The sequence below is a fragment of the Pseudomonas sp. H1_D05 genome (genome assembly GCF_054682705.1).
Genome location: NZ_CP162825.1, coordinates 1095201 through 1117901, shown reverse-complemented (window position 1 = coordinate 1117901; position 22701 = coordinate 1095201). Strand labels below are relative to the sequence as shown.

General features: G+C 61.4%; 24 protein-coding genes. 15 read left to right on the top strand and 9 right to left on the bottom strand.

From position 1 onward, the window contains the following. Window position 1: 1 nt before the first annotated feature. On the bottom strand, window positions 2–4288 hold the full coding sequence (locus AB4O11_RS05090) for a DEAD/DEAH box helicase (protein WP_460130296.1): 4287 nt from the start codon (window positions 4286–4288) through the stop codon (window positions 2–4). 307 nt (window positions 4289–4595) lie between these two features. On the opposite strand from AB4O11_RS05090, the gene AB4O11_RS05085 reads away from it, so the two are divergent. Beyond that, window positions 4596–5480: a sugar nucleotide-binding protein gene (locus tag AB4O11_RS05085; protein WP_049802170.1), complete on the top strand. Its 885-nt coding sequence runs from the start codon at window positions 4596–4598 to the stop codon at window positions 5478–5480. Continuing rightward, entirely contained in the window at window positions 5473–6405 is a 933-nt protein-coding gene (locus AB4O11_RS05080; protein ID WP_460130294.1) for an NAD-dependent epimerase/dehydratase family protein, read from the top strand. The genes AB4O11_RS05085 and AB4O11_RS05080 overlap by 8 nt, the downstream gene beginning before the upstream one ends. A gap of 381 nt (window positions 6406–6786) precedes the next feature. Here the strand turns inward: AB4O11_RS05080 and AB4O11_RS05075 are convergent, their stop codons facing one another. From AB4O11_RS05075 to AB4O11_RS05055, 5 genes are all read right to left on the bottom strand, one after another. After that, a complete protein-coding gene (locus tag AB4O11_RS05075) occupies window positions 6787–7485 on the bottom strand; it encodes an OmpW/AlkL family protein (protein WP_007910962.1) in 699 nt (232 codons plus the stop codon). A gap of 248 nt (window positions 7486–7733) precedes the next feature. Then, window positions 7734–8252: a DUF3299 domain-containing protein gene (locus AB4O11_RS05070; protein ID WP_093434953.1), complete on the bottom strand. Its 519-nt coding sequence runs from the start codon at window positions 8250–8252 to the stop codon at window positions 7734–7736. An 11-nt stretch (window positions 8253–8263) separates the two neighbouring features. Next, window positions 8264–9529, bottom strand: a complete 1266-nt coding sequence (locus AB4O11_RS05065) for an ABC transporter permease (protein ID WP_093434459.1) — start codon at window positions 9527–9529, stop codon at window positions 8264–8266. A gap of 1 nt (window position 9530) precedes the next feature. Continuing rightward, window positions 9531–10241, bottom strand: a complete 711-nt coding sequence (locus AB4O11_RS05060; protein ID WP_016984101.1) for an ABC transporter ATP-binding protein — start codon at window positions 10239–10241, stop codon at window positions 9531–9533. A gap of 140 nt (window positions 10242–10381) precedes the next feature. Beyond that, window positions 10382–10975 carry a DUF2796 domain-containing protein gene (locus AB4O11_RS05055; protein ID WP_460089067.1) on the bottom strand — a complete coding sequence of 198 codons (594 nt, stop codon included), beginning with the start codon at window positions 10973–10975 and terminating at the stop codon, window positions 10382–10384. A gap of 135 nt (window positions 10976–11110) precedes the next feature. On the opposite strand from AB4O11_RS05055, the gene AB4O11_RS05050 reads away from it, so the two are divergent. Then, entirely contained in the window at window positions 11111–11470 is a 360-nt protein-coding gene (locus tag AB4O11_RS05050; protein ID WP_099757297.1) for a hypothetical protein, read from the top strand. Between the two features lie 88 nt (window positions 11471–11558). Here AB4O11_RS05050 and trxA read toward each other — a convergent pair whose 3' ends face one another. The 3 genes from trxA to AB4O11_RS05035 form a co-directional block, all read right to left on the bottom strand. Beyond that, on the bottom strand, window positions 11559–12431 hold the full coding sequence (gene trxA / locus AB4O11_RS05045; RefSeq protein ID WP_093434468.1) for a thioredoxin: 873 nt from the start codon (window positions 12429–12431) through the stop codon (window positions 11559–11561). Between the two features lie 162 nt (window positions 12432–12593). Next, the gene (locus AB4O11_RS05040; RefSeq protein WP_320336258.1) at window positions 12594–13247 is read right to left on the bottom strand and encodes a class I SAM-dependent methyltransferase; all 654 of its coding nucleotides are present in this window, start codon (window positions 13245–13247) and stop codon (window positions 12594–12596) included. Then, window positions 13244–13708, bottom strand: a complete 465-nt coding sequence (locus AB4O11_RS05035; RefSeq protein WP_053124259.1) for a YbaY family lipoprotein — start codon at window positions 13706–13708, stop codon at window positions 13244–13246. Before AB4O11_RS05035 ends, AB4O11_RS05040 begins: the two co-directional genes overlap by 4 nt. A gap of 128 nt (window positions 13709–13836) precedes the next feature. On the opposite strand from AB4O11_RS05035, the gene nrdR reads away from it, so the two are divergent. The 12 genes from nrdR (at window position 13837) to AB4O11_RS04975 (ending at window position 22660) form a co-directional block, all read left to right on the top strand. Continuing rightward, entirely contained in the window at window positions 13837–14301 is a 465-nt protein-coding gene (nrdR, locus tag AB4O11_RS05030; RefSeq protein ID WP_007910946.1) for a transcriptional regulator NrdR, read from the top strand. Beyond that, a complete protein-coding gene (gene ribD, locus AB4O11_RS05025; RefSeq protein WP_460089064.1) occupies window positions 14298–15431 on the top strand; it encodes a bifunctional diaminohydroxyphosphoribosylaminopyrimidine deaminase/5-amino-6-(5-phosphoribosylamino)uracil reductase RibD in 1134 nt (377 codons plus the stop codon). The genes nrdR and ribD overlap by 4 nt, the downstream gene beginning before the upstream one ends. A gap of 47 nt (window positions 15432–15478) precedes the next feature. Beyond that, window positions 15479–16141: a riboflavin synthase gene (locus tag AB4O11_RS05020; protein ID WP_093434480.1), complete on the top strand. Its 663-nt coding sequence runs from the start codon at window positions 15479–15481 to the stop codon at window positions 16139–16141. A gap of 16 nt (window positions 16142–16157) precedes the next feature. Next, complete coding sequence (ribBA, locus tag AB4O11_RS05015; protein WP_039761895.1) at window positions 16158–17249, top strand: bifunctional 3,4-dihydroxy-2-butanone-4-phosphate synthase/GTP cyclohydrolase II; 1092 nt, start codon at window positions 16158–16160, stop codon at window positions 17247–17249. Window positions 17250–17340: 91 nt separating this feature from the next. Beyond that, window positions 17341–17817, top strand: a complete 477-nt coding sequence (gene ribH, locus AB4O11_RS05010; protein WP_003228649.1) for a 6,7-dimethyl-8-ribityllumazine synthase — start codon at window positions 17341–17343, stop codon at window positions 17815–17817. Next, a complete protein-coding gene (nusB, locus tag AB4O11_RS05005; RefSeq protein ID WP_460130291.1) occupies window positions 17814–18314 on the top strand; it encodes a transcription antitermination factor NusB in 501 nt (166 codons plus the stop codon). The genes ribH and nusB overlap by 4 nt, the downstream gene beginning before the upstream one ends. A gap of 27 nt (window positions 18315–18341) precedes the next feature. Further along, window positions 18342–19307, top strand: coding sequence for a thiamine-phosphate kinase (gene thiL, locus AB4O11_RS05000; RefSeq protein WP_460130289.1), 966 nt, complete (start codon window positions 18342–18344; stop codon window positions 19305–19307). Then, on the top strand, window positions 19304–19807 hold the full coding sequence (locus tag AB4O11_RS04995; RefSeq protein WP_007910933.1) for a phosphatidylglycerophosphatase A family protein: 504 nt from the start codon (window positions 19304–19306) through the stop codon (window positions 19805–19807). The genes thiL and AB4O11_RS04995 overlap by 4 nt, the downstream gene beginning before the upstream one ends. Window positions 19808–19844: 37 nt before the next feature. After that, window positions 19845–20582 (top strand): substrate-binding periplasmic protein, encoded by a 738-nt coding sequence (locus tag AB4O11_RS04990; protein WP_460130287.1) that lies wholly within the window; start codon window positions 19845–19847, stop codon window positions 20580–20582. A gap of 244 nt (window positions 20583–20826) precedes the next feature. Next, a complete protein-coding gene (gene ribA / locus AB4O11_RS04985) occupies window positions 20827–21444 on the top strand; it encodes a GTP cyclohydrolase II (RefSeq protein ID WP_016984117.1) in 618 nt (205 codons plus the stop codon). Continuing rightward, window positions 21441–21860, top strand: a complete 420-nt coding sequence (locus AB4O11_RS04980; RefSeq protein ID WP_095048811.1) for an MFS transporter — start codon at window positions 21441–21443, stop codon at window positions 21858–21860. Before ribA ends, AB4O11_RS04980 begins: the two co-directional genes overlap by 4 nt. Beyond that, entirely contained in the window at window positions 21860–22660 is an 801-nt protein-coding gene (locus tag AB4O11_RS04975) for a cobalamin-binding protein (protein ID WP_460130285.1), read from the top strand. Before AB4O11_RS04980 ends, AB4O11_RS04975 begins: the two co-directional genes overlap by 1 nt. Window positions 22661–22701 lie beyond the last annotated feature (41 nt).

The window sequence follows — 22701 nt, the reverse complement described above, 5'->3', positions numbered from 1 at the left end:
CTCAATGCCGGATCAGCTTGCCGCGCACCTGCTCCATGCCGATCTGATCCAGCTCCAGCCAAAACTGCTGCTTTCCGGCAATCTCCGCCGCCGCTGGAATCCCATCCCGATAGACCAACCGATTACTCACCAGCGCCGGCACTTTCGTCCCTGGCAACAACGTCCCGGCCAGGTTCAATGGATCGACCCCGCACACCGCGACCAGACTGCCGTCATGCGGTCGCCGACGCACTTCGCGCAACAATGGAATCGCCTCGGGCAAGGCAAACTGTTCCCCCGCCAAACCACTGACAAATCGTCCACCGCGAATCTCGCCCCGTGCTTCCAGCCGATGAAACGTGCGCAACAATTCGCGCCAGCTCGGCAACCAGTCCGCCTCACGCTCCAGCAAGCGCCAGAACACCACGCCATAACGGCGCAACAATGTCATCGCGACGTGTTCCAGGGTTTCGCTGTTATCCACAGCCGTTCCGCGCCGCAACAACGCCCAGCGCCCGGCATCATCCATTCCACCGACAAACGCCCCGCGCCCACGACGACTGCTGCGCTGCTGGCGTTTGCTCGGCGGGGTGATCAAGGCGCGCAGGCCGGCGAAGCTGTCGGCGTTCACCAGACCGGCGCCAACCAGCTCCTGCAAGGCGATTTCCAGTTCGGTGCGCAGCAGGCGCGCTTCATGAATCAACTCATCGAAAAACAGCGCGCCGTGCTGGCTCAGCGCTTCAAACACCTTCTGGGTTTTCGGCGACAGTTCGCTCACCGGCGTCTGCTCAGCCAACGCACTCCACAGGCCGACCTGACTACGCGGCAGCAGCACGATCGGCGTGCTGCGCAACGCCGTGCCGCTGACTTTCTGCCGGGCACTGAGGCGCGTCCACACCAGTTTGCCGTTGCGGCACAGCTCATCCAGCCAGATCCGTGAATAGTCTTTGAGGCGGGCCGGAAGAATGTCGCTGTCCCACGCCGAAGCGGCCGCTGGGTAGCCTTCGAACTGGCCGACAATCGCTGGCAACACGGCGCTGCCCTGACCGCGAGTTGCGGGCGACAGATGCTGCCAGTCGAACAGAAACCGCATGAAATCCTGCAGCGCGACCGGTTCGATTTCCCGGCGCAGGCGCTTGACCGTGTAGCGATGAATGCGCGCGAGCAGATGCCGTTCGCACCATTCCTCAATGTTGACCTTGGGCGTGAACTGGCCGCGTAGCACGTAACCTTCGCGCTCCAGTTGGGCAAGGGCTTGATGGACTTCAGTGGCCTGCAACGCGAGCGGTTCGGCAATCGCGGATAACGGCAGCGGTCCGAAGGCACCGAGGCGTGCGCGGATCACTTCGACCAGCGCTTCATCGAACGTCCACGCCTCATCGAATCCCGGCAACGCCTCCAGTTCGGCTTGCAATTTGGCGTGTGGATAAAGCGCTTGCAGACACGTCAGGCGTTCGCGGGCCAGCCACAAGCCATGCTCGGCATCGATCTGTAGACGGCAGGCGCGACCACTGCTGGCAAGATTTTCCAGCCATGCACGCCAGCCTTCGTTCGTTTGCACTTCCTCATCGCTGATGCACGCCAGGCTCATCAGCGCCTCATGCATTTCATCCACAGCGTTCGGTGTCGGCCAGGCTTCTGCGCGCACAGCGTTTATGGCGTCCGCATCCAGCGCACCGAGATCATCGGTCGATTGTGGATCGCTCCAGCGCCGGTTGATCACCGCTTGCGTGCGCCGTTCTTCCAGTGGCGCATCGTCGAGAAAGGTGTACGGCCGCGCACTGAGAATTTCTGCGGCGAGCGGCGAGGGCGCCGGCAAGTCGCGGCTGATCAAGCGCACGTCGCCACGCTCCATGCGCCGTAGCAGATTGAGCCAGCCCTCGCTGTCCATCGCCTCGTGCAGGCAATCGTCGAGGGTTTGCTCAATCAGGGGATGTTCGGGAATCTCGCGCTCGCCAGCAAGGTTTTCCAGGCAGGCGATCTGATCGGGAAACACGCTGGCGATCAGGTCTTCGCTTTTCATCCGCTGCAACTGCGGCGCAACTTTGCGCCCGCCGGTAAAGCGCGGCAGCGCCAACGCCACACCGGCATTCCAGCGCCAGCGCACGCCGAACAGCGGCGCGTCGAGTACGGCTTGAATCAGGATGTGCTCGGCGCTGTTGCTGTGCAGGTAACGCCAGATGTCATCGAGTTCGAAGCTGTGGCTGGTGGACAGCGACAGGACGATCGCGTCTTCGCTGGCGGCGGCCTGCAATTCGAAGTTGAAGGTGCGGCAGAATCGCTTGCGCAGGGCCAGGCCCCGGGCGCGGTTGATGCGGCTGCCGAACGGCGAGTGAATGATCAGTTGGGTGCCACCGGATTCGTCGAAAAAGCGCTCCATCAGCAGCGTGTCTTGCGAGGGCAGGGCGCCGAGGGTTTGGCGGGCGCGGGCCAGGTATTCGACCAGTTGCTCGGCGCTGGCGAGGTTGAGGCCGAGGGTCTGTGTCAGCCAGTCGAGTGCCGGTTGCAGATCGCCGGGGCTGGCGCTGAGCAGTTCATCGAGTTGTGCTTGCAGACGTGCGACAGCCGATGACAATTCATCGCTGCGCCCCGGCGCTTCGCCGAGCCAGAACGGAATGGTCGGCGGCTGGCCGTGGGCATCCTCGACGCGGACCTTGCCGGTTTCCACGCGCAGGATGCGATAGGAGGTGTTGCCGAGCTGGAACACGTCGCCGGCAATACTTTCCACCGCGAAGTCTTCGTTGACGCTGCCGATGTTCAGGCCTTGCGGCTCGAGCATGACGCTGTAGTCGGCGTTATCGGGAATGGTGCCGCCGCTGGTCACGGCGGTCAGTTGTGAACCGCGACGGCCACGCAAGGTGCGGCTGACGGCGTCGCGGTGCAGGTAGGCGCTGCGGATGCCCTGGCGACCGTTGTAGCCTTCGGCGAGCATGCTCAGCAGGGCTTGATAGTGTTTTTCGTCGAGGTCGCGGTAGGGCGAGGCGCGGCGGAACATCGCCAGCAAGGCGTCCTCCGGCCATTCCTGACAACTGACTTCGGCGATGATCTGCTGCGCCAAAACATCCAGCGGCGCGACCGGGATGTGCAGGGTGTCGAGTTCGCCTCGGCGCACGCAGTCGAGCAGGGCGGTGCATTCGATCAAGTCGTCGCGGGTGGTGGCGAACAAACGGCCCTTGGGTGTGCCGCCCACCTGGTGCCCGGAGCGGCCAACACGTTGCAGAAAACCGGCGATAGAGCGCGGTGAGGCAATCTGGCAGACCAGATCGACTTCGCCGATATCGATGCCCAGTTCCAGCGAGGCGGTGGCGATCAACACCTCTAGCTCGCCGCGTTTGAGCCGTTGTTCGGCGTCGAGGCGAAACTCCTTGGCCAGGCTGCCGTGGTGCGCGGCTACGGCGTGTTTGCCCAGGCGTTCGCTGAGGTGCCGGCTCAGGCGTTCGGCCAGGCGCCGGGTGTTGACGAAAATCAGCGTGGTGCGGTGCTCGCGCGCAAGTTCGGCGAGGCGGTCGTAGACCCGTTCCCAGACATCGTTGGCCATCACTGCCGACAACGGCACGGGCGGCACTTCGATGCCCAGATCCCGTGGCCGCGCATGGCCGATGTCGATGATTTCGCAGGGGCGCTCATGGCCGACGAGAAATTGCGCCACGGCTTCGACCGGTTTCTGCGTGGCCGAAAGGCCGATGCGGGTCAGCGGTTCGCCGCACAGCGCCTGCAGTCGCTCAAGACTGAGGGCCAGATGACTGCCGCGTTTGCCTGCGGCTATCGCGTGGATTTCATCGATGATCACCGTGCGCGTGGTGCCGAGCATTTTTCGTCCCGATTCCGAACCGAGCAGCACGTAGAGCGATTCCGGGGTGGTCACCAGAATGTGCGGCGCGGTCTTGCGCATGGCCGCGCGTTCTTTTTGCGGGGTGTCACCAGTGCGCACGGCGGTGGTGATTGCCAGCCTAGGTAGACTCATCTGCCGCAGGTGTTCGGTGATCCCCGCCAATGGGTTTTGCAGGTTGATGCGAATGTCGTTGGAAAGCGCCTTCAGTGGCGAGACGTAGACCACCAGGGTTTCGTCGGGCAGGCCGTCGGGATCTTCAAGGCCTCGGTGGACGAGGTCGTCGAGCACGGCCAGAAACGCAGTGAGGGTTTTGCCGGAGCCGGTGGGCGCAGCGATCAGCGTCGAACGGCGCTGGCGGATCAACGGCCATGCGCGGGCCTGGGCGGCGGTGACCGTCGCGAATGTGTTGCTGAACCAGGCGCTGACGGCGGGGTGAAAGCCTGCCAGGGCCGCGTCCGTGGGGATGGGCAGATTCATGGCTTAAGTTATGCGGGCGCGGGTGTGAAGATGCAAGTACCGCTGGGATCTTCAGCGTCTTGCCGGACCTCTTCGCGAGCAAGCTCGCTCCCACAGTGGATTTGTGTGCGCCGTAAATCCCTTGTGGGAGCGAGCTTGCTCGCGAAGGGGCCAGTGGCCACGACACAAATCCCGGCGATCTGCACTTTACGGATGACGGTTGCGCACTAAACCCGCAAAATGCAACGATTCCGGCAATTATCGACGACGGTTTCACAAGAGCCGTCGCTAAAGCCATCGTTCCAATCAGACTGGGCCTGCTGACTCTATGCGAATGCGCCTTATGTTACTGGGCGGCGGAAATGCCCTTGGGCAGGCGCTGATTCGCCTCGGTGCAGAGGAAGACATCGGTTTCCTCGCCCCCCGCCCGCCCGAAAACGGCTGGGATGCCGCGAGCCTGACCCAATTGCTCGACGACACCCGTCCCGATGCATTGATCAATCTCGCCTACTATTTCGACTGGTTCCAGGCCGAAACCGTCAGCGAAAGCCGCATGGCCGGGCAGGAACGTGCGATCGAACGTCTGGCCGAACTGTGCCAGCACCACAACATCGTCCTCGTCCAGCCCTCCAGTTATCGGGTGTTCGACGGTTCGCGTGCCACGGCGTACAGCGAAAAAGACGAACCGGTGCCACTGGGTTTGCGCGGTCAGGCGTTGTGGCGAATTGAACAAAGTGTGCGCGCCACTTGCCCGCAACACGTTTTGCTACGATTTGGCTGGTTGCTCGATGACAGCCCGGACGGCACTCTGGGGCGCTTCCTCGCCCGCGCCGAACAACCGGAAGAGTTGCTGCTGGCCGATGACCGCCGTGGCAATCCGACGCCGGTCGACGATGCCGCGCGAGTGATCATTTCGGTGCTCAAACAACTCGATTGCGCCGCGCCGCTGTGGGGCACTTACCACTACGCCGGCCACGAAGCGACCACACCGCTGGCGCTGGGCCAGGCGATTTTGACCGAAGCGCGCAGCCTGCACGCCCTAGCGATCGAAGCACCAACCGCCCAGGCTCACGCCGCGCGACCGGACGCTGCCGAAGAGCCGCAACACGCGGTGCTGGCCTGCAAGAAAATTCTGCACACTTTCGGGATCAAACCGCGCGCCTGGCGCGCCGCACTCCCGGGCTTACTGGATAGGTTCTACCGTCATGGCTGAAGGGACTGTTTTAATCACCGGCGGAGCCGGATTCATTGGCTCGCACCTGACCGACGCCTTGCTTGCCAAGGGGCATTCGGTGCGCATTCTCGACGATCTGTCGACCGGCAAGCGCAGCAACCTGCCGCTGGATAACTCCAAGGTTGAGCTGATTGTTGGCGATGTCGCCGATGCGGCGCTGGTGGCCAGAGCCATGCAAGGCTGCAGCGCAGTCGCTCACCTGGCGGCCGTGGCGTCGGTGCAGGCCTCGGTGGACGATCCGGTGAAAACTCACCAGAGCAACTTCATTGGCACGCTGAATGTCTGCGAAGCCATGCGTCTGGCCGGGGTCAAACGCGTGTTGTACGCCTCCAGTGCGGCGGTGTACGGCAACAATGGCGAGGGCGAGTCGATTGATGAAGAAACGCCCAAAGCCCCATTGACGCCTTACGCTTCGGACAAGCTGGCGGGCGAACATTATTTCGATTTCTATCGCCGCCAGCATGGCCTGGAGCCGGTGATTTTCCGCTTCTTCAATATCTTCGGCCCACGTCAGGATCCGTCCTCGCCGTACTCCGGAGTGATCAGCATCTTCAGCGAACGCGCACAGAAAGGCTTGCCGATTACCGTGTTCGGTGACGGTGAGCAAACGCGCGATTTCCTCTATGTCGAAGACCTGGTCGATTTGCTGGTACAGGGCATCGAAAAACCTGAGGTGGAAGTCGGTCCGGTGAACGTTGGATGGAATCAGGCGATGAGCCTCAAGCAGATGCTTGAAGCACTGCAGGCTGTTGTCGGTGAATTGCCGCCGATCAGTTATGGCCCGGCGCGTTCCGGTGATATCCGTCACTCCCGGGCGAATAACGCTCGTTTGCTCGAACGCTTCACGCTGCCGCAGCAGACGCCGATGAGCGTGGGTTTGGCGCGGTTGTTGGGGCGTGCCTGAAAAGAGCCCCTCATCGGAACGCCGCCCGCCTAACCCTCTCCCAGAGGGAGAGGGGACTGACCGAGGTGTTCTTTCGAGTTACGCCGACGTGAGATACCGAGTCGAACTTGGATTTGAAAAGCACACAAATCGGCTCCCTTTCCCCCTCTCCCTGAGGGAGAGGGCTGGGGTGAGGGGGATAGATCTCAAACTCACCACGTATTCCAGGCAGACATGAAAAAGGCGCCCTTTGACAGGCGCCTTTTTCACGGCCGGAATATGTCGCTACTCCTGTGGCAAGGGGATGTTATCCCCCGATCAACTGCGTACGGTCGCCGTCAGTTCTATGCCTGCTCACCACCAAGCCTCATTCACCACCACGTGAACGTTCGGTCAATCGACTTAGAACTTATAGCCCAAACCGACCATGTAGATGAACGGATCCACATCCACATTCACCCGAGCGCGAGTGCCCGGCGCAACGGCGTTGTTTTCGACGGTGGCGCGGGTGTCGATGTCGATGTAACGCACTTGGGCGTTGAGCATGATGTTGTCGGTCAGCATGTAGTCGGCACCGACCTGCCAGGCCAGACCCCAGGAGTTTTTCGCCTTGAAGTTGCTGAAACCGTTAGCACTGGCTTCGCTGCCGACGTGTTCGTCATAGATCCAGGTGTAGTTGATGCCACCGCCGACGTAAGGCTGGAACGGCGACTTCGAATCCAGCGGGTAGTACACAACGCTGAGAGTCGGCGGCAGGTGTTTCAGGGTGCCGAGCTTGCCGTTGGCCGCTGGCAGGGCAGTACCCTTGAGTTTGACGTCATGCTCGAACGGCGTGGCCGCGAGCAACTCGAGGCCGACGTGATCGGTAAGCATGTAAGCGAAGTTCAGACCCAATTGAGTGTCGCTGCTCATGGTCGCTTTGCCGCCCAGATTGGTGCCGCTCAACGGACCCTGATCGACCTTGACGCTGGAGCTGTCGGCCTTCGGGTTGACGGTGATCGCACCGGCGCGGATGAGGATGTCACCGGCTTCGTGGGCGTGGGCGAGCGGGGCTGCGAGCGCGAGGGCAAACAGCGAAGCGCTGAGCAAGGACTTGTTCATGGGGGCTCCGAAAGGACGTTAGAAATGTCTGATGTCCTATGGTACGAAGCCAACTGATACGGTCTTTTGACTCAGCTCAATGAAACAGTGAAGGGGCGGGTTTCTGTGGAACCTTTGAAGGCCCCTTCGCGAGCAAGCTCGCTCCCACATTGATCGAGTCGACCACAAAATTTATGGTCACCACCGAAACCTGTGGGAGCGAGCTTGCTCGCGAAGGGGTCATTGCAACAGCACAAAATTACCGGGGTTTACTCCGGCAGTTCATACACATAAATCTTGTCCGCATCCATCTGATACCCGGCATCCGCCAGTTCGCTGCTCGACGCCTTGACCTGCAACGGTCCCTCGACCCAGTACGGCTGATACAGCTCATCAAGCTTCACGCCCAACTCGCTTTTCACATGCACAATCTGGTTCGACGGCGGTGGCGGCACGTGGATGCAGGCGCCGAAATACGGCACCAGCAAAAAGTCCGTGGTGCGTCCTTCTTCATTGACTTCCAGCGGTACGATATAACCCGGCAAACGAATGTTCTGACCGTCGAGGGACTTCACCACCGGCGCGTTCGGCAGGTCCTGCTTGGCCGCTGGCGCGGACTCGGCGGACAGCGCATCACTCATCTTCGACATGTCGTGCAGCGGGGTCATGTTCGGCACTTCCGGCGCGGCGTCCGGTGGAATCATTTCCGACCACGTCAGGTCTTTCGGCGCCGCTGCCCACACGGGCAGGGCGATCAACAACAGCAGCGCGAGTGCAGCGCGGGGCATGGTGAACATCCTCATAAACGGATCGACAGGCCATCGGCCAAGGATTGGCGATAAGCGCGCCAGGCCGGCACGCTGCCCATCAGCAGCGCGGCCGCCAGAATGCCACCGAGCAGCGTCCATTCATACTCGCTCGGCCACGCCAGCGGCAGATACAAACCGTAATTGGCCTGTACATAACCCTGCGCGGCGGCGATGCCGATGTACAACAACGCCACCCCGGCAATCACCCCGGTCAGCGCCAGTGCAAACGCCTCGAGCACCAGCAGACTCGCGATATGCCAAGGGCGCGCACCGACCGAACGAAGGATCGCCATCTCGCGACGCCGTTCGTTAAGGCTGGTGAGAATCGCCGTGAGCATGCCGATCAACCCGGTCAACACCACAAACAACGAGACCACGAACAGCGCTTTTTCAGCGGTGCTCATCAGGCTCCACAACTCCTGCAAGGCTACACCCGGCAGAATCGCCAGCATCGGCTCGCCACGGAATTCGTTGATCTCGCGTTGCAGGGCGAAGGTGGAAATCTTGCTGTTGAGGCCGAGCATGAATGCGGTGATCGCTTGCGGCGTCAGGTCCATGTTGCGCGCCTGATCCGCTGTGATCCGCCCATTGCCACGCGCCGGAACACCGTTGTGCCAGTCGATGTGAATCGCCTCCATGCCGCCGAGGCTGATGTGCAATGTGCGATCGACCGGGGTGCCGGTGCGCTTGAGAATGCCGACCACGGTGAACGGTTTGTCGTCGTGCTTGACCAGACTGATCGCGGCCACGCCGTGGGCCAGCACCAGTTTGTCACCGAGCTTGTAATGCAGCGCATCGGCCACTTCCGCACCGAGTACCACTTCAAAAGGATCGGTGGCAAACGCACGACCGTCCGCCAGTTGCAGATGCTGCTGGCGACCGTACTGGTAATGCTCGAAGTAGGCTTCGGTAGTGCCCATCACCCGGTAGCCACGATGGGAGTCGCCGAGGGACATCGGGATTGCCCACTTCACTTTCGGATTGCTGGCGAAGTGTTCGAAGCTGTCCCAGCGGATGTTGTTGGTGGCGTTGCCGATGCGGAACACCGAGTACAGCAACAGGTTCACCGAGCCGGAACGGGCACCAACGATGAGGTCGGTGCCACTGATAGTACTGGCGAAACTGGCTTTGGCCTCGGTACGCACCCGCTCAACGGCGAGCAACAGACACACCGAGAGGGCGATGGCAAAAGCCGTGAGCAAAGCGGTGAAGCGGCGGTTGGCCAGGCTGGCCATGGCCAGACGAAACAGATACATCTCAGACCTCGGCAGACGTGGCGGCGCGATTGAGTTCGGCCAGGGACAGGTGACGGTCGAACAGCGGCGCCAGGCTCTGGTCGTGGCTGACGAACAGCAGACTCGATCCGGCCTCGCGGCATTCGGCGAACAGCAGGCGGATGAAGTTTTCCCGGGCGTCGTAATCCAGTGCCGAGGTCGGTTCGTCGGCGATCACCAGCTCAGGCTGACCGATCAAGGCACGCGCGGCAGCGACCCGTTGTTGCTGACCGATTGACAGTGAGTCAGCGCGACGGCTGAGGATGCTTTCATCCTTTAAGCCGAGGTGGGCGAGCAGGGTGGCGGCGGCTTGATCGACGCTGCCGTGGCGCTGTTTCGCCCGTTGCGCGCGCAGCTTGGAAAAGTGACACGGCAGTTCAACGTTCTCGCGTACCGAAAGAAACGGCAGCAGGTTGAACTGCTGGAAAATGTAGCCGGTGTGATCGACGCGGAAGGTGTCGCGAGCGCCGGCGGAGAGTTCGGTCAGCTCCTGGCCGAGCAAGCGAATGCTGCCGCGACCGGGTTTCTGCACGCCGCCGAGCAGACCGAGCAGGGTGGTCTTGCCGCTGCCGCTGGGGCCTTTGAGGAACAGGGTTTCGCCGGCTTCCAGACGAAACGCCGGAATGTCCAGCAGCGGCGGATGACCGGGCCAGTTGAAGCCCAGGTCGGACAGTTCGATGAGTGCTTGGGTCATGGCACCAGTTTCATGAGGTGAACACACAACCCCTGTGGGAGCGAGCCTGCTCGCGAAAGCGGCAGATCAGTCAATTCAAAGGCGCCTGACGAATCGCATTCGCGAGCAAGCTCGCTCCCACAAGGGGATTCCGGTGAGGCTTAGAATTTCAACGACGCAGCCTTGGCCGTCACTTCGGTACCTTGCTGGCCGCTGGCGCTGATCAGTTGTACCTGAATTTTCTGCGTCGCCGGGAAGGTATTGAAGATGTTAGCCAGATCCAGCGTCTTCAACGCACCCGGTGTGGCGCAGTTGAATTGGTAATGCGCGTGGATTTCGCTGTGGTCGTGGTGATGCTCGTGACCGTCCTTGTCCGCTTCATCGTCGTCATGGTCATCGGCATCCGGCTTGTCGCCGAACAACGGGCTTTCCAGTTCCTGACTGACCACTTTGCAACCGGCAGCAGTGGGCAGGCTGAACAGGGTCAGCGGCTTTTCCAGTTGCGCACGGGCTGCAGCGACTTTGGCCTTGTCGGCGTCCGTGGTCGCAACGTGTTCGAAACCAACGAGGTTCATCGCCGGGCTTTCCAGCTCCAGCTCAAGGGTCTGGCCATCGAGCGCGGCATTCAGACGGCCAACACCATGTTCATGCGCACCGAGGCTGCCGTGTTCATGGTCGTGATCGTGCTCATCGGCAGCATGGGCGATGGCCAGCGGCAACAGGGCAAACGGCAAAGCGAGCAGCAGACGACGCATGACGGTCTCCGGGAAGTAAAGTGAAGAGTTTGTTATGTAATCTTATAACGAAAGTGCGCAGAGTTTGCCCGTGCGCTTGGCGTTGCACAAGTCCCGTGGGAGCATGCACGTCAGAAAAGTGCAGGAGCGAACTCAATGTTGCGGATACGCGGAACCGTCGGCGACGTGCCGGTGGATTTGACGGTGGAGCTGGATGACGGCGATTGGGCGAAGCTCGGTTCGGCACTGAATGGGCAGGCGCCGGTTGCTCAATCTGAGGCGGTCGCGTCTGCCCCGGCGGCGAAACCGCTGAATCAGGACGATGCCTTGTGGCAGTTGGCCAAGGATCTGTTGCGCAAGGCCGGGCAGCTCAGCGGTCCGGATCTGCTTGATCAACTGGAAGGGCTGACCGGCAGCGCGGTGGCGGGCAAACGCTTGTTGGTGCGCCTGCGCCACAGTGCGGACGTGAAAGTGGTGAGCGGCGGGGATACGCCGCTCTACAGCTGGATCGAGTGAACCGCAAAAGATCGCAGCCAGCGGCATCTCCTACAAGGGTGTACACGATCCCAATGTAGGAGCTGCCGCAGGCTTCGATCTTTTGATCTTAATAAAGCGCAGCAAACATTTTGCGGCGGTACATCGTCACCAACGGATGATCATTGCCCAGCAGCTCGAACACTTGCAGTAAGGTCTTGTGCGGCAGGCCTTCGGCATAGTTGCGGTTGCGGACGAACAGCTTGAGCAAAGCATCCAGCGCCGCTTCGTACTGCTGACGCGCCAGTTGCTGGATCGCCAGTTGATACACCGCTTCATCGTCCTGCGGATCTTTCGCCAGTCGCGCTTTCAGGTCGGCAGCATCCGGCAAGTCACGCGCCAGACCGAGGAACTTGATCTGTGCCTTGGCTCCGGCCAGTGCAGCCTTGTGCTCATCACTCTTGACCGCATCCAGTACGGTTTGCGCTTCGTCCAGTTCGCCGCGCTCGGTCAGGCAACGCGCGTAGAGGATCAGTGCCTTGGCGTTTGTGTTGTCCTCAGTGAGCATCACCACCAGCGCTGCCTCGGCATCGGCGTAACGGCCGTCATCAAACAACGCCTGAGCCTGCTCGAACGGATCGGCTGCGGCCGGTGGCGGCATCTGCACGTGCGGCTCAAGCAGGGCGCGCACGGCGGATTCCGGTTGTGCACCGGCAAAGCCGTCGACCGGCTGACCGTCCTTGAACAGCACCACGGTCGGCAGGCTGCGAATACCGAAGCGGGCGACGATGTCCTGCTCGATGTCGCAGTTGACCTTGGCCAGCAGCAACTCGCCCTGATAGCTCTCGGCAATGCCTTGCAGCATCGGCATCAACGCTTTGCACGGCGCACACCATTCGGCCCAGAAATCCACCAGCACCGGTTTGTTGAAGGAAGCCTCGATCACCGACTGGTCGAAATCGGCCGTCGTGGCGTCGAAGATGTACGGCGTTTGCTCACTCATGGGGGATCTCGTAGAAGCGTGAATGGGGCAACTATACGGCTTGGCGGGGGGTGGCCGGAAGGCAGAGATGTGTTGTCTGGCAGGACGCCTTCGCGAGCAGGCTCGCTCCCACAGGGAAACGCATTCCAAATGTGGGAGCGAGCCTGCTCGCGAAGCTTTTAGCTAGCGCCGCGCATGGTAGAGGCTGACATGTCTGAATTCTTCCGGCTCCGCCAGATCGGGCAAGGTCATCGCCTCAAGCATTTCAATGCGCTCATACAATGGATGCCTAAAATCCCGAACCCGCGAATCCGCCACCAGCGCTTCACGGCCACGACTTAAAAACGCATCGAGCAACGGCAAGTTCGCCCGGTCGTACAACACGTCCGCCACCAGAATCAGATCAAACCGATCCGCTTCGGCAAAGAAATCCGTCGAATAACTCATCTGTACATCATTCAGCTCGGCATTCGCCCGACACGCGGAAATCGCCAGCGGATCCAGATCGCACGCCACCACCTCCAGCGCCCCGGCCTTCACCGCCGCGATCCCGGCAATCCCGGAACCAGCGCCGAAATCCAGCACACGCTTGCCGCGCACCCACTCGGGAAATTCCGCCAGATAACGCGCCACCGCCAGACCGCTGGCCCAGCAGAAACCCCAATACGGTGGCTCATGCAGGATTCGCTGAATTTCTTCCTGGCTGAATTCGCGACCCATGTTGTCGCCATCGATCAGCCATAGCTGTAAATCAGTGTCCGGCAACGCACAGACCTTGAGTCTGGCGTCGCCGAGCAATTCACCTAACGCCTGTTGCAGGTCGAGCGGTGCATTCATGGTGCTTTGACAAATTGCAGTTGGCCCAGCGCCTGGGTGGTCGGCTGGCTGATGGTTTGCGACGGCAGATGCAGGATCAACTGACCGGACTGGCTGGCGCGCCCGCGCAGCTCAACCCGCGCGCCGGCCGGGAACGCGTCCGGGTTGAAGCGCAGGCGGAACGGCAGGATCTGGTTGTTGCCGATCAGGCTGGAACTGGCGAGCAATTGTTGCGGGCGATCCTTTTCGTCGATCACCAGCAGCGCCAGTTCGACTTCGGCACCGGCCGGCACGCCTTGCAGGGTGCCGCTCAATTCCCGTTGATAAGCCGGCAGCGGGCCAAGTTCGGCAGCCTCTTTGGCTTTTTTCTGCGCTTGCTGCGGGGCAGGTCCCGGTGTTGGCGGCTGGGGCTTGGGTGCATCGCTGCCACAGGCCACCAGCAGGCTGAAAAGACTGAGCAAAACGAGCGGACGTAACGGCATTGGATGCTCCAGCAAAATGAAATCCATGGATCAAACGATCATGCCGTTCTGTATACCGCAAAGCCTATGGCTTGTCTTGCCACCGGGATGCGCTACCATGGCCCTCCCTTTTTTTGTTGCCAGCCACCATGCACTGTCCCTTCTGCGGTGCCAACGACACCAAGGTCATCGACTCGCGTCTGGTCGCCGAGGGCGAACAGGTGCGCCGCCGGCGTGAATGCCTGGCCTGCGGCGAGCGTTTCACGACGTTCGAGACGGCCGAACTGGTGTTGCCGCGCCTGATCAAAACCGACGGCAGCCGCCAACCGTTCGACGAAGAAAAACTCCGCGCCGGGATGCAGCGCGCCCTGGAGAAACGTCCGGTGAGCGTCGAGCGCCTCGAATCCTCCCTGGTTCACATCAAGCACAAGCTGCGCGCCACCGGCGAGCGCGAGGTCAAATCCCTCGTGGTCGGCGAACTGGTGATGGCTGAGTTGCAAAAGCTTGATGAAGTCGCCTACATCCGTTTCGCGTCGGTGTACAAACGCTTCCAGGACCTTAACGAGTTCCGTGAAGAAATCGACCGCCTCGCCCGCGAACCGGTGAAAGAATGACCAGCGCCGGCGAGCAGGCCATCCTCGACGCTCACTTCATGGCTCGCGCGCTGGAACTGGCGCGCAAAGGTCATTACACCACCCATCCCAATCCTCGGGTCGGCTGCGTGGTGGTGCGTGATGGGCAGATCGTCGGCGAAGGCTGGCATGAGCGCGCCGGCGAACCGCACGCCGAAGTCCACGCCCTGCGCGCCGCCGGTGAATTGGCCCGGGGCGCGACCGCTTATGTGACGCTGGAACCGTGCAGCCACCATGGCCGCACGCCGCCGTGTGCCGAAGCGCTGGTGAATGCCGGGGTTGCCCGGGTGGTGGCAGCGATGCGCGATCCGAACCCGCAAGTCGCCGGACGTGGTCTGCAGCGCCTGGCCGATGCCGGCATTGCTACCGAAAGCGGCGTGCTCGAAGCCGAGGCGCGCCAGCTCAATCAAGGTTTTCTGAAACGCATGGAGCACGGCTTGCCGTACGTGCGGGTCAAGTTGGCTATGAGTCTCGATGGTCGGACAGCCATGGAAAGCGGCGAGAGCCAGTGGATCACCGGCCCGGCCGCACGTTCGGCCGTTCAGCGTTTGCGCGCTCAGGCCACCGTGGTGCTGACCGGCGCCGACACCGTGCTGGCCGATGGCGCGCGTTTGACCGTGCGTGCCGACGAGTTGGGTCTGGATGCCGAGCAAACCGCGCTGGCCATGAGCCGACCACCGCTGCGCGTGCTGATCGACGGGCGCCTGCGGGTGCCGCTGGATGCGCCGTTCTTCAAGGCTGGCCCGGCATTGGTTGCCACCTGTGTCGCGATCGAAGAGCAATACGCGCATGGCCCCGAGTGCCTGATCGTGCCGGGTGATGACGGTCAGGTCGATCTGCATCAATTGCTGATCGAACTGGCCAAGCGAGGCACCAACGAAGTGCTGGTCGAGGCTGGCCCACGCTTGGCCGGTGCCTTTGCTCAGCTCGGTCTGGTCGACGAATTCGTGATCTTCATCGCCGGCAAGTTCCTCGGTTCTTCGGCGCGTCCGCTGCTGGACTGGCCGCTGGCTTATATGAAGGATGCGCCGGAGCTGAAAATCACTGAAATTCGCGCGGTGGGCGATGACTGGCGAGTCACTGCCATCCCTGTCCTTTCGGCGAGCGTATAATTCCCGGCCATCGCGTTAGCGCTGGCCCAGTTCTCAAGGAGAACCCCATGTTTACCGGCATCATCGAATCCATCGGCAGTATCCGCGCATTGACCCCAAAGGGCGGTGATGTGCGGGTCCACGTCGCCACCGGCAAGCTCGACCTGAGCGACGTCAAACTCGGCGACAGCATCGCGGTCAACGGCGTCTGCCTGACCGCTGTTGAGCTGCCGGGCGACGGCTTTGCCGCCGACGTCAGCCGTGAAACCCTCGACTGCACCGCCATGAACGACCTGAAAAGCGGCAGCCCGGTCAATCTGGAAAAAGCCCTGACCCCGACCACCCGTCTCGGCGGGCACCTGGTCAGCGGCCACGTCGACGGTGTCGGCGAAATCGTCTCGCGCAGCGACAATGCCCGCGCCGTGGAATTTCGCATTCGCGCGCCGAAGGAACTGGCCAAGTACATCGCCCATAAAGGCTCGATCACTGTCGACGGCACCAGTCTGACCGTGAACGCCGTCGATGGCGCCGAGTTCATGCTGACGATCATTCCGCACACCCTGAGTGAAACCATCATGGCGTCGTACAAGCCAGGTCGCCGGGTGAATCTGGAAGTTGACTTGCTGGCGCGGTATCTGGAGCGTCTGCTCCTCGGCGACAAGGCCGCAGAGCCGAGCGCTGGTGGCATCACCGAAAGCTTTCTGGCCGCCAACGGCTACCTCAAATCCTGACTGAAGGGGGTGCCTTGTGGCGCTCAATAGCATCGAAGAACTGGTTGAAGACATCCGCCAAGGCAAGATGGTCATCCTCATGGATGACGAAGACCGCGAGAACGAAGGCGACCTGATCATGGCCGCCGAATGCTGCCAGGCCGAGCACATCAACTTCATGGCCAAACATGCCCGTGGTCTGATCTGCATGCCGATGAGCCGCGAGCGCTGCGAACTGTTGAAGCTGCCGCTGATGGCGCCGCGCAACGGTTCCGGTTTCGGCACCAAGTTCACCGTGTCGATCGAAGCCGCCGAAGGCGTAACCACTGGCATTTCCGCCGCCGACCGTGCGCGCACCGTGCAAGCGGCTGCCGCCAAAGACGCCAAGGCTGAAGACATCGTCAGCCCGGGCCATATTTTCCCGCTGATGGCCCAGGCCGGCGGCACCCTCGCTCGTGCCGGCCACACCGAAGCGGCTTGCGACCTCGCGCGCATGGCCGGTTTCGAGCCAAGTGGCGTGATCTGCGAAGTGATGAATGACGACGGCACCATGTCCCGTCGCGCTGAACTGGAAGCGTTCGCTGCTGAGCACAACATCAAGATCGGCACCATCGCCGACCTGATTCACTACCGGATGATCCACGAACGTACCGTTCAGCGGATTGCCGAGCAGCCACTGGACAGCGAACTGGGCCAATTCAACCTGGTGACCTATCGTGATTCGGTGGAAGGCGATGTGCACATGGCCCTTACGCTGGGCACTGTTTGCGCCGAAGAGCCGACCCTGGTTCGGGTGCACAACATGGATCCGCTGCGCGACCTGCTGATGGTCAAACAACCGGGCCGCTGGAGCCTGCGCGCCGCCATGGCTGCGGTGGCCGAGGCGGGCAGCGGTGTCGTGTTGTTGCTTGGTCACCCGCTCGATGGCGATGTGCTGCTGGCACATATCCGTGAAACGGGCGAGCAGGCAGCGCCGAAAAAACCGACCACTTACAGCATCGTCGGTGCCGGTTCGCAGATTCTGCGTGACCTCGGTGTGCGCAAAATGCGTTTGATGTCTGCGCCAATGAAATTTAATGCGATATCCGGTTTCGATCTGGAAGTTGTAGAATACGTGCCCTCCGAATAATGACCGGTTGTTTCCGGTCTCCGATTCGCGGCAAATAAATCACTGAGGGACGCGTAGCAGACGCGTCCCGGCTCTTTAAGAGAACTGACGAATGACCCTGAAGACCATCGAAGGTACCTTCATCGCCCCTAAAGGCCGCTACGCTTTGGTAGTGGGCCGCTTCAACAGCTTCGTCGTTGAAAGCCTGGTCAGCGGTGCAGTTGATGCCCTGGTTCGCCACGGCGTGAGCGAAAGCGACATCACCATCATCCGCGCACCTGGCGCCTTCGAAATCCCGCTGGTTGCGCAGAAAGTCGCCCAGAAAGGTGAATTCGCAGCCATCATCGCCCTCGGCGCGGTCATTCGTGGCGGTACTCCGCACTTCGAATACGTGGCAGGCGAGTGCACCAAGGGGCTGGCCCAGGTGTCCATGGAGTTCGGCGTTCCGGTTGCCTTCGGCGTCCTGACCGTTGATTCCATCGAGCAAGCCATCGAACGTTCCGGCACCAAGGCCGGTAACAAAGGTGCCGAAGCTGCCCTGTCCGCTCTGGAAATGGTCAGCCTGCTGGCGCAGTTGGAGGCCAAGTGATTAGCGACGAAAGCGATCGTTTCAACCCGCGCGATCCGAAACCTGCGGATGCCGGCAAGCCCTCGAAAAGCGTCAAGCGTCGCGAAGCCCGTCAGCTCGCGACTCAAGCGCTGTACCAGTGGCACATGGCCAAGCAATCGCTGAACGAGATCGAAGCGCAGTTTCGCGTTGATAACGATTTCACCGATGTCGACGGTGCCTACTTCCGCGAAATCCTCCACGGGGTTCCGCAGTTCAAGACCGAGATCGACACCGCTCTGACGCCTTGCCCGGATCTGACGATCGAAGAGCTGGACCCGGTTGAACTGGCCGTGCTGCGCCTGTCGACCTGGGAACTGCTCAAGCGCGTCGACGTGCCGTACCGCGTGGTGATCAACGAAGGTATCGAGCTGGCGAAAGTCTTCGGTTCGACCGACGGCCACAAGTTCGTCAACGGCGTGCTCGACAAGCTGGCCCCGCGCCTGCGTGAAGCTGAAGTGAAGGCGTTCAAGCGCTGATCGGCGCTTGAACACTTTGTCTCAGCCATGGGCGAGTTTGAGCTGATCCGCAATTTCTTCGCCGCCGCGCCTTGTGCGCAGGGCGGCGAAGGCGTTGCTCTGGGGATCGGCGATGACTGCGCCTTGCTCGCTGTTCCCCCCGGGGAGCAGTTGGCAATCTCTACCGATACGTTGGTGGCCGGTGTGCATTTCGCCGACCCCTGCGATCCGTTTCTGCTCGGTCAGCGCTCGCTGGCCGTTGCGGTCAGCGATCTGGCCGCCATGGGCGCCACGCCCGTTGCCTTTACCCTTGCCCTGACTGTACCGACGGTGACCGCCGATTGGCTGCAAGCCTATGCCCTCGGTTTGAACCGCATGGCGCAGAGCTGCGGCGTTGCGCTGGTCGGCGGCGATACCACGCGCGGGCCGTTGAGCCTGACGGTAACCGTGTTTGGTCGCGTGCCTGCTGGTCAGGCATTGACCCGCAGTGGCGCGCAACCGGGCGACTTGCTCTGTGTCGGTGGCGAACTTGGTAATGCGGCCGGCGCCTTGCCGCTGGTGCTCGGTCAGCGTGACGCCGAAGCGAACGTCGCCCAACCGCTGCTTGATCATTACTGGTCGCCACAACCGCAACTCGCCCTCGGCCAGGCCCTGCGTGGCAAAGCCACCTCGGCGCTGGACATCTCCGATGGATTACTCGCCGACTGCGGCCATATCGCGCTGGCCTCAAAGGTCCGACTTGAGATTGAACGCGAGCGCGTACCGCTGTCGGATGCATTAGTGGCGTTTCTCGGTCAGCGCGGCGCCGAGCGTGCTGCGCTGAGCGGTGGCGATGATTACGTGCTGGCGTTCACCTTGCCGTCTGTCGAGTTGCCGGCGCTGCTGGCCAATGGCTGGCCGATCCATGTGATCGGTCGAGTGTCCGAAGGTCAGGGCGTGGTCCTGCTGGATCGCGAAGGTCACGACATCACCCCGCAAATCCGGGGTTATCAACATTTTCAGGAGACACCGTGACAGATCACCCGAAACAGGTTCCGGCCGAATTCGTTCCGCCGTCGGTCTGGCGCAATCCCTGGCATTTCCTCGCGTTCGGCTTTGGTTCCGGCACCCTGCCCAAGGCGCCGGGAACGTGGGGCTCGCTGGTTGCGCTACCCTTTATCCCGTTATGGCAGATGTTGCCCGACTGGGGTTACTGGCTGATGCTCGGGATCACCATGCTGTTCGGCTTCTGGCTGTGCGGCAAAGTCGCTGACGATCTGCGGGTACACGACCACGAAGGCATCGTCTGGGACGAAATGGTCGGGATGTGGATCACCTTGTGGCTGGTGCCGGAAGGCTGGTACTGGTTGCTCGCGGGTTTCCTCGTATTCCGTTTCTTCGACATTCTCAAGCCATGGCCGATCCGCTGGATCGACCGGCACGTGCATGGCGGCGTCGGCATCATGCTCGACGACGTGCTGGCCGGCGTGTTCGCCTGGCTGGCGATGCAGGGACTGGTGTGGATTTTCGCCTGAGTCCAAGGGATATCAGGGTCAAGTGAGGGGACTAGGGATGGCTCGACGCTGGTTGGCGCTAGTGGTTTTGGCTTTGCTGAGCTCCGTGGTGGGTGCGCAGGAAGCTGCGCCGACGCCGGCGGTCATCCATCTGGCCAGCGAAGACTGGGAAGACTACACCGCTGCTGACGGCCATGGCCTGGGCTGGGACGTGCTGCGCAAAGTGTTCGAACCGGCCGGGGTCAAGCTGGACATTCGCAGCGTGCCTTACACCCGCTCGGTCGGGCTGGTGCAATTGAAGGAAGTCGACGCGCTGGTCGGCTCCTACCGTGACGAAGCCGAGCAGGTCCTGTACCCGCACTGGAATTTCGATTCCGACCACATTTACGCATTGGGCCTGGCGAGTAATCCGGCGCCTACCGAAGCGACGCTGGGCAAGTATCGCCTGGCCTGGGTGCGCGGTTATCGCTACGAAAACTTCTTGCCGAATATCAAGCGCTACAACCAGATCGAGCGGCGTAGCGGGATCCTGTCGATGCTCAAGCAGGGGCGGGCGGATTACTACATCGATGCGCTGACCGAGATTGAAGCCGTGGTGAAAACCGCAGCCGATCCGGCGCAGTATCGCTATTCACACCTGGCCGAGTTGCCGCTGTTTCTCGGCTTTGCCGACACGCCACAGGCGCGAGCGCTGATGGCGCTGTATGACCAGCGTATGGAGCAGTTGGTGAAGAGCGGCGAGTTGAAGCCGATCTTCGAGAAGTGGCAGCAGCCGTATCCGTTCAACTCGAACTGAAGGCCTGCACAAGACCCCTGTAGGCCTTCGCCTGCTCGCGATGGCGGTCTAACTCAAACAATGATGAAGCTGACACACCGCTATCGCGAGCAGGCTCACTCCTACAAGGAGTCGCGGCGTCCATGAGGTAGTTATCAAACTTTTTGATCGTTATGCCCGATAATTCAGCCTAAGCGCCGGTAGGAACCTGCTGTTACAATGCCGGCCTGCGAATTTTCAGACTCTTTAGATCAGGAGCACACCGGTGCCTGTCGTCTTTGTCGCCGCTTCCAAGCTGCCAACGCCTTTTGCGCAATTCACCATGCACGGTTTTCTCGATGAAGCCACCGGCCGCGAGCACGTCGTGCTGAGCCTGGGTGAAATTGCCGACGGTGCCCCGGTACTCGGCCGGTTGCACTCCGAATGCCTGACCGGCGATGCCTTGTTCAGCCAGCGTTGCGACTGCGGTTCGCAACTGGAAGGCGCGCTTAAAGCCATCGCCCGTGAAGGTCGTGGTGTGTTGCTGTACCTGCGTCAGGAAGGTCGTGGCATCGGCTTGTTGAACAAGATCCGTGCCTACGAATTACAGGATGGCGGCGCCGACACCGTTGAAGCCAACGAGCGTCTGGGCTTTGCCGCTGATCAGCGTGACTACGCCATGTGCCTGCCGATGCTCGAGCATCTGGGCGTAAAGTCCCTGCGCCTGATGACCAACAACCCGCGCAAGGTTAAAGCCTTGACCGATATGGGCATTACTGTCGCCGAGCGCGTGCCGCTACACACCGGTCACAACCCCCACAACAAACTGTATCTGGCGACCAAGGCCAGCAAGCTCGACCACATGATGGGCAACGAGCATCAGGGCGAGGTCGATCGCGCGTGACGCGGGGTCAGGTGCGGCGCCGGTTATCGGTTGATTGGTGGAAATACCTCGCACTGGCGCTGGTGCCGCTGTTCGTACTCAATGCGTTGTTCGGTCAGGGCAAAGGGATTCTCCCGGTGCTGGCGATGCCGTTCTTTATTGCCGGCGTGGCATCGATGTTTGTCAGCCTGAAGTTTTTTGGCCGTTATAAACATGCGCTGATCGCCACGCAAAAAGCTCTCGATACCCCCGATGAACCGGCCGCGTGGATTGCGCTTGCAGCCCGTCGTCGTGCGGCTTTTCTCGTGGCAGCCTTGCCGGCGTGGATCGGCGCACTGGCGGTGTTTGTCGGTCTTGAAGCCGTACCGTTGATGCTGTTGGCGTTGTCCACGGCGGTGCTGTTTTATCTCTACCGTATCCCGCGTCAACTCGGCTGATGCGCCGCCTCTGGCTGGCGGTTCTGCTGCTGGCAGTCTCGACTCCGGTGCTGGCGGGCCTGCGGGTGGTCAGCCTCGCGCCGTCCCTTTCTGAAATTGTCGTTGAGCTGGATTCGGCAGATCTGTTGGTCGGTGTGCTTGATGCCGGTGAGCGGCCAGCGGCGATTGCCAGCATTCCTTCTGTCGGCCGCTATGGTCAGCTCGATATGGAGCAGTTGCTGAGCCTCAAACCTGACTTGTTGTTGCTGTGGCCCGGCAGTGTCGGCCCGGCGCAGCGTGATCAACTGAAGCGCCTGGGCATCCCGACCTTCGTCGCCGAACCGCATTCACTTGAACAACTCACCACCCAGATTGAAGCCATTGCCGCGCAATTGGGGCGACCTGAACGTGGGGTGAAACGGGCGGCGGCGTTGCGCCAACGACTCGTGGAGTTGCGCCAGCGCTATCGCCGGGAAGTGCCGTTGCGGGTCTTCTATCAGGTCTGGGACAAACCGCTGTACACCGTCGGTGGTGGGCAGATTATCAGCGATGCGCTGGAGGTGTGCGGGGCGCGCAATGTGTTCGCCGACCTGAGTCTGCCGGCGCCGCAGGTGAGTATTGAGGCAGTGTTGCAGCGCGACCCTGAAGTGATTCTGGCGAGTGATCAGGCGCAACTGAATGCGTGGAAAGCCTGGCCACAGGTGGCGGCGGTGAAGCAGGAAAAATTACTGTTGGTCACCGACAAAGGTCTCGAACGCCCAAGTGGCCAAATGATCAACGCTACCGCCAAACTCTGCCAATTGATCGCGCCTGACCGCTGAAATTGCGGTGACTTCTTCGCGAGCAGGCTCGCTCCCACAGG

Coding starts and splice junctions, on each gene's coding strand:
- AB4O11_RS05040 (WP_320336258.1), bottom strand. CDS start 13,247: ATGAATGCACCGCTCGACCTGCAACAGGCGTTAGGTGAATTGCTCGGC.
- AB4O11_RS05020 (WP_093434480.1), top strand. CDS start 15,479: ATGTTTACCGGCATCATCGAATCCATCGGCAGTATCCGCGCATTGACC.
- AB4O11_RS05035 (WP_053124259.1), bottom strand. CDS start 13,708: ATGCCGTTACGTCCGCTCGTTTTGCTCAGTCTTTTCAGCCTGCTGGTG.
- AB4O11_RS05070 (WP_093434953.1), bottom strand. CDS start 8,252: ATGCCCCGCGCTGCACTCGCGCTGCTGTTGTTGATCGCCCTGCCCGTG.
- AB4O11_RS05065 (WP_093434459.1), bottom strand. CDS start 9,529: ATGTATCTGTTTCGTCTGGCCATGGCCAGCCTGGCCAACCGCCGCTTC.
- AB4O11_RS05050 (WP_099757297.1), top strand. CDS start 11,111: ATGTTGCGGATACGCGGAACCGTCGGCGACGTGCCGGTGGATTTGACG.
- AB4O11_RS04990 (WP_460130287.1), top strand. CDS start 19,845: ATGGCTCGACGCTGGTTGGCGCTAGTGGTTTTGGCTTTGCTGAGCTCC.
- AB4O11_RS05060 (WP_016984101.1), bottom strand. CDS start 10,241: ATGACCCAAGCACTCATCGAACTGTCCGACCTGGGCTTCAACTGGCCC.
- trxA (WP_093434468.1), bottom strand. CDS start 12,431: ATGAGTGAGCAAACGCCGTACATCTTCGACGCCACGACGGCCGATTTC.
- AB4O11_RS05080 (WP_460130294.1), top strand. CDS start 5,473: ATGGCTGAAGGGACTGTTTTAATCACCGGCGGAGCCGGATTCATTGGC.
- AB4O11_RS04975 (WP_460130285.1), top strand. CDS start 21,860: ATGCGCCGCCTCTGGCTGGCGGTTCTGCTGCTGGCAGTCTCGACTCCG.
- AB4O11_RS05090 (WP_460130296.1), bottom strand. CDS start 4,288: ATGAATCTGCCCATCCCCACGGACGCGGCCCTGGCAGGCTTTCACCCC.
- AB4O11_RS05085 (WP_049802170.1), top strand. CDS start 4,596: ATGCGAATGCGCCTTATGTTACTGGGCGGCGGAAATGCCCTTGGGCAG.
- AB4O11_RS05075 (WP_007910962.1), bottom strand. CDS start 7,485: ATGAACAAGTCCTTGCTCAGCGCTTCGCTGTTTGCCCTCGCGCTCGCA.
- ribD (WP_460089064.1), top strand. CDS start 14,298: ATGACCAGCGCCGGCGAGCAGGCCATCCTCGACGCTCACTTCATGGCT.
- thiL (WP_460130289.1), top strand. CDS start 18,342: ATGGGCGAGTTTGAGCTGATCCGCAATTTCTTCGCCGCCGCGCCTTGT.
- AB4O11_RS05055 (WP_460089067.1), bottom strand. CDS start 10,975: ATGCGTCGTCTGCTGCTCGCTTTGCCGTTTGCCCTGTTGCCGCTGGCC.
- nrdR (WP_007910946.1), top strand. CDS start 13,837: ATGCACTGTCCCTTCTGCGGTGCCAACGACACCAAGGTCATCGACTCG.
- ribH (WP_003228649.1), top strand. CDS start 17,341: ATGACCCTGAAGACCATCGAAGGTACCTTCATCGCCCCTAAAGGCCGC.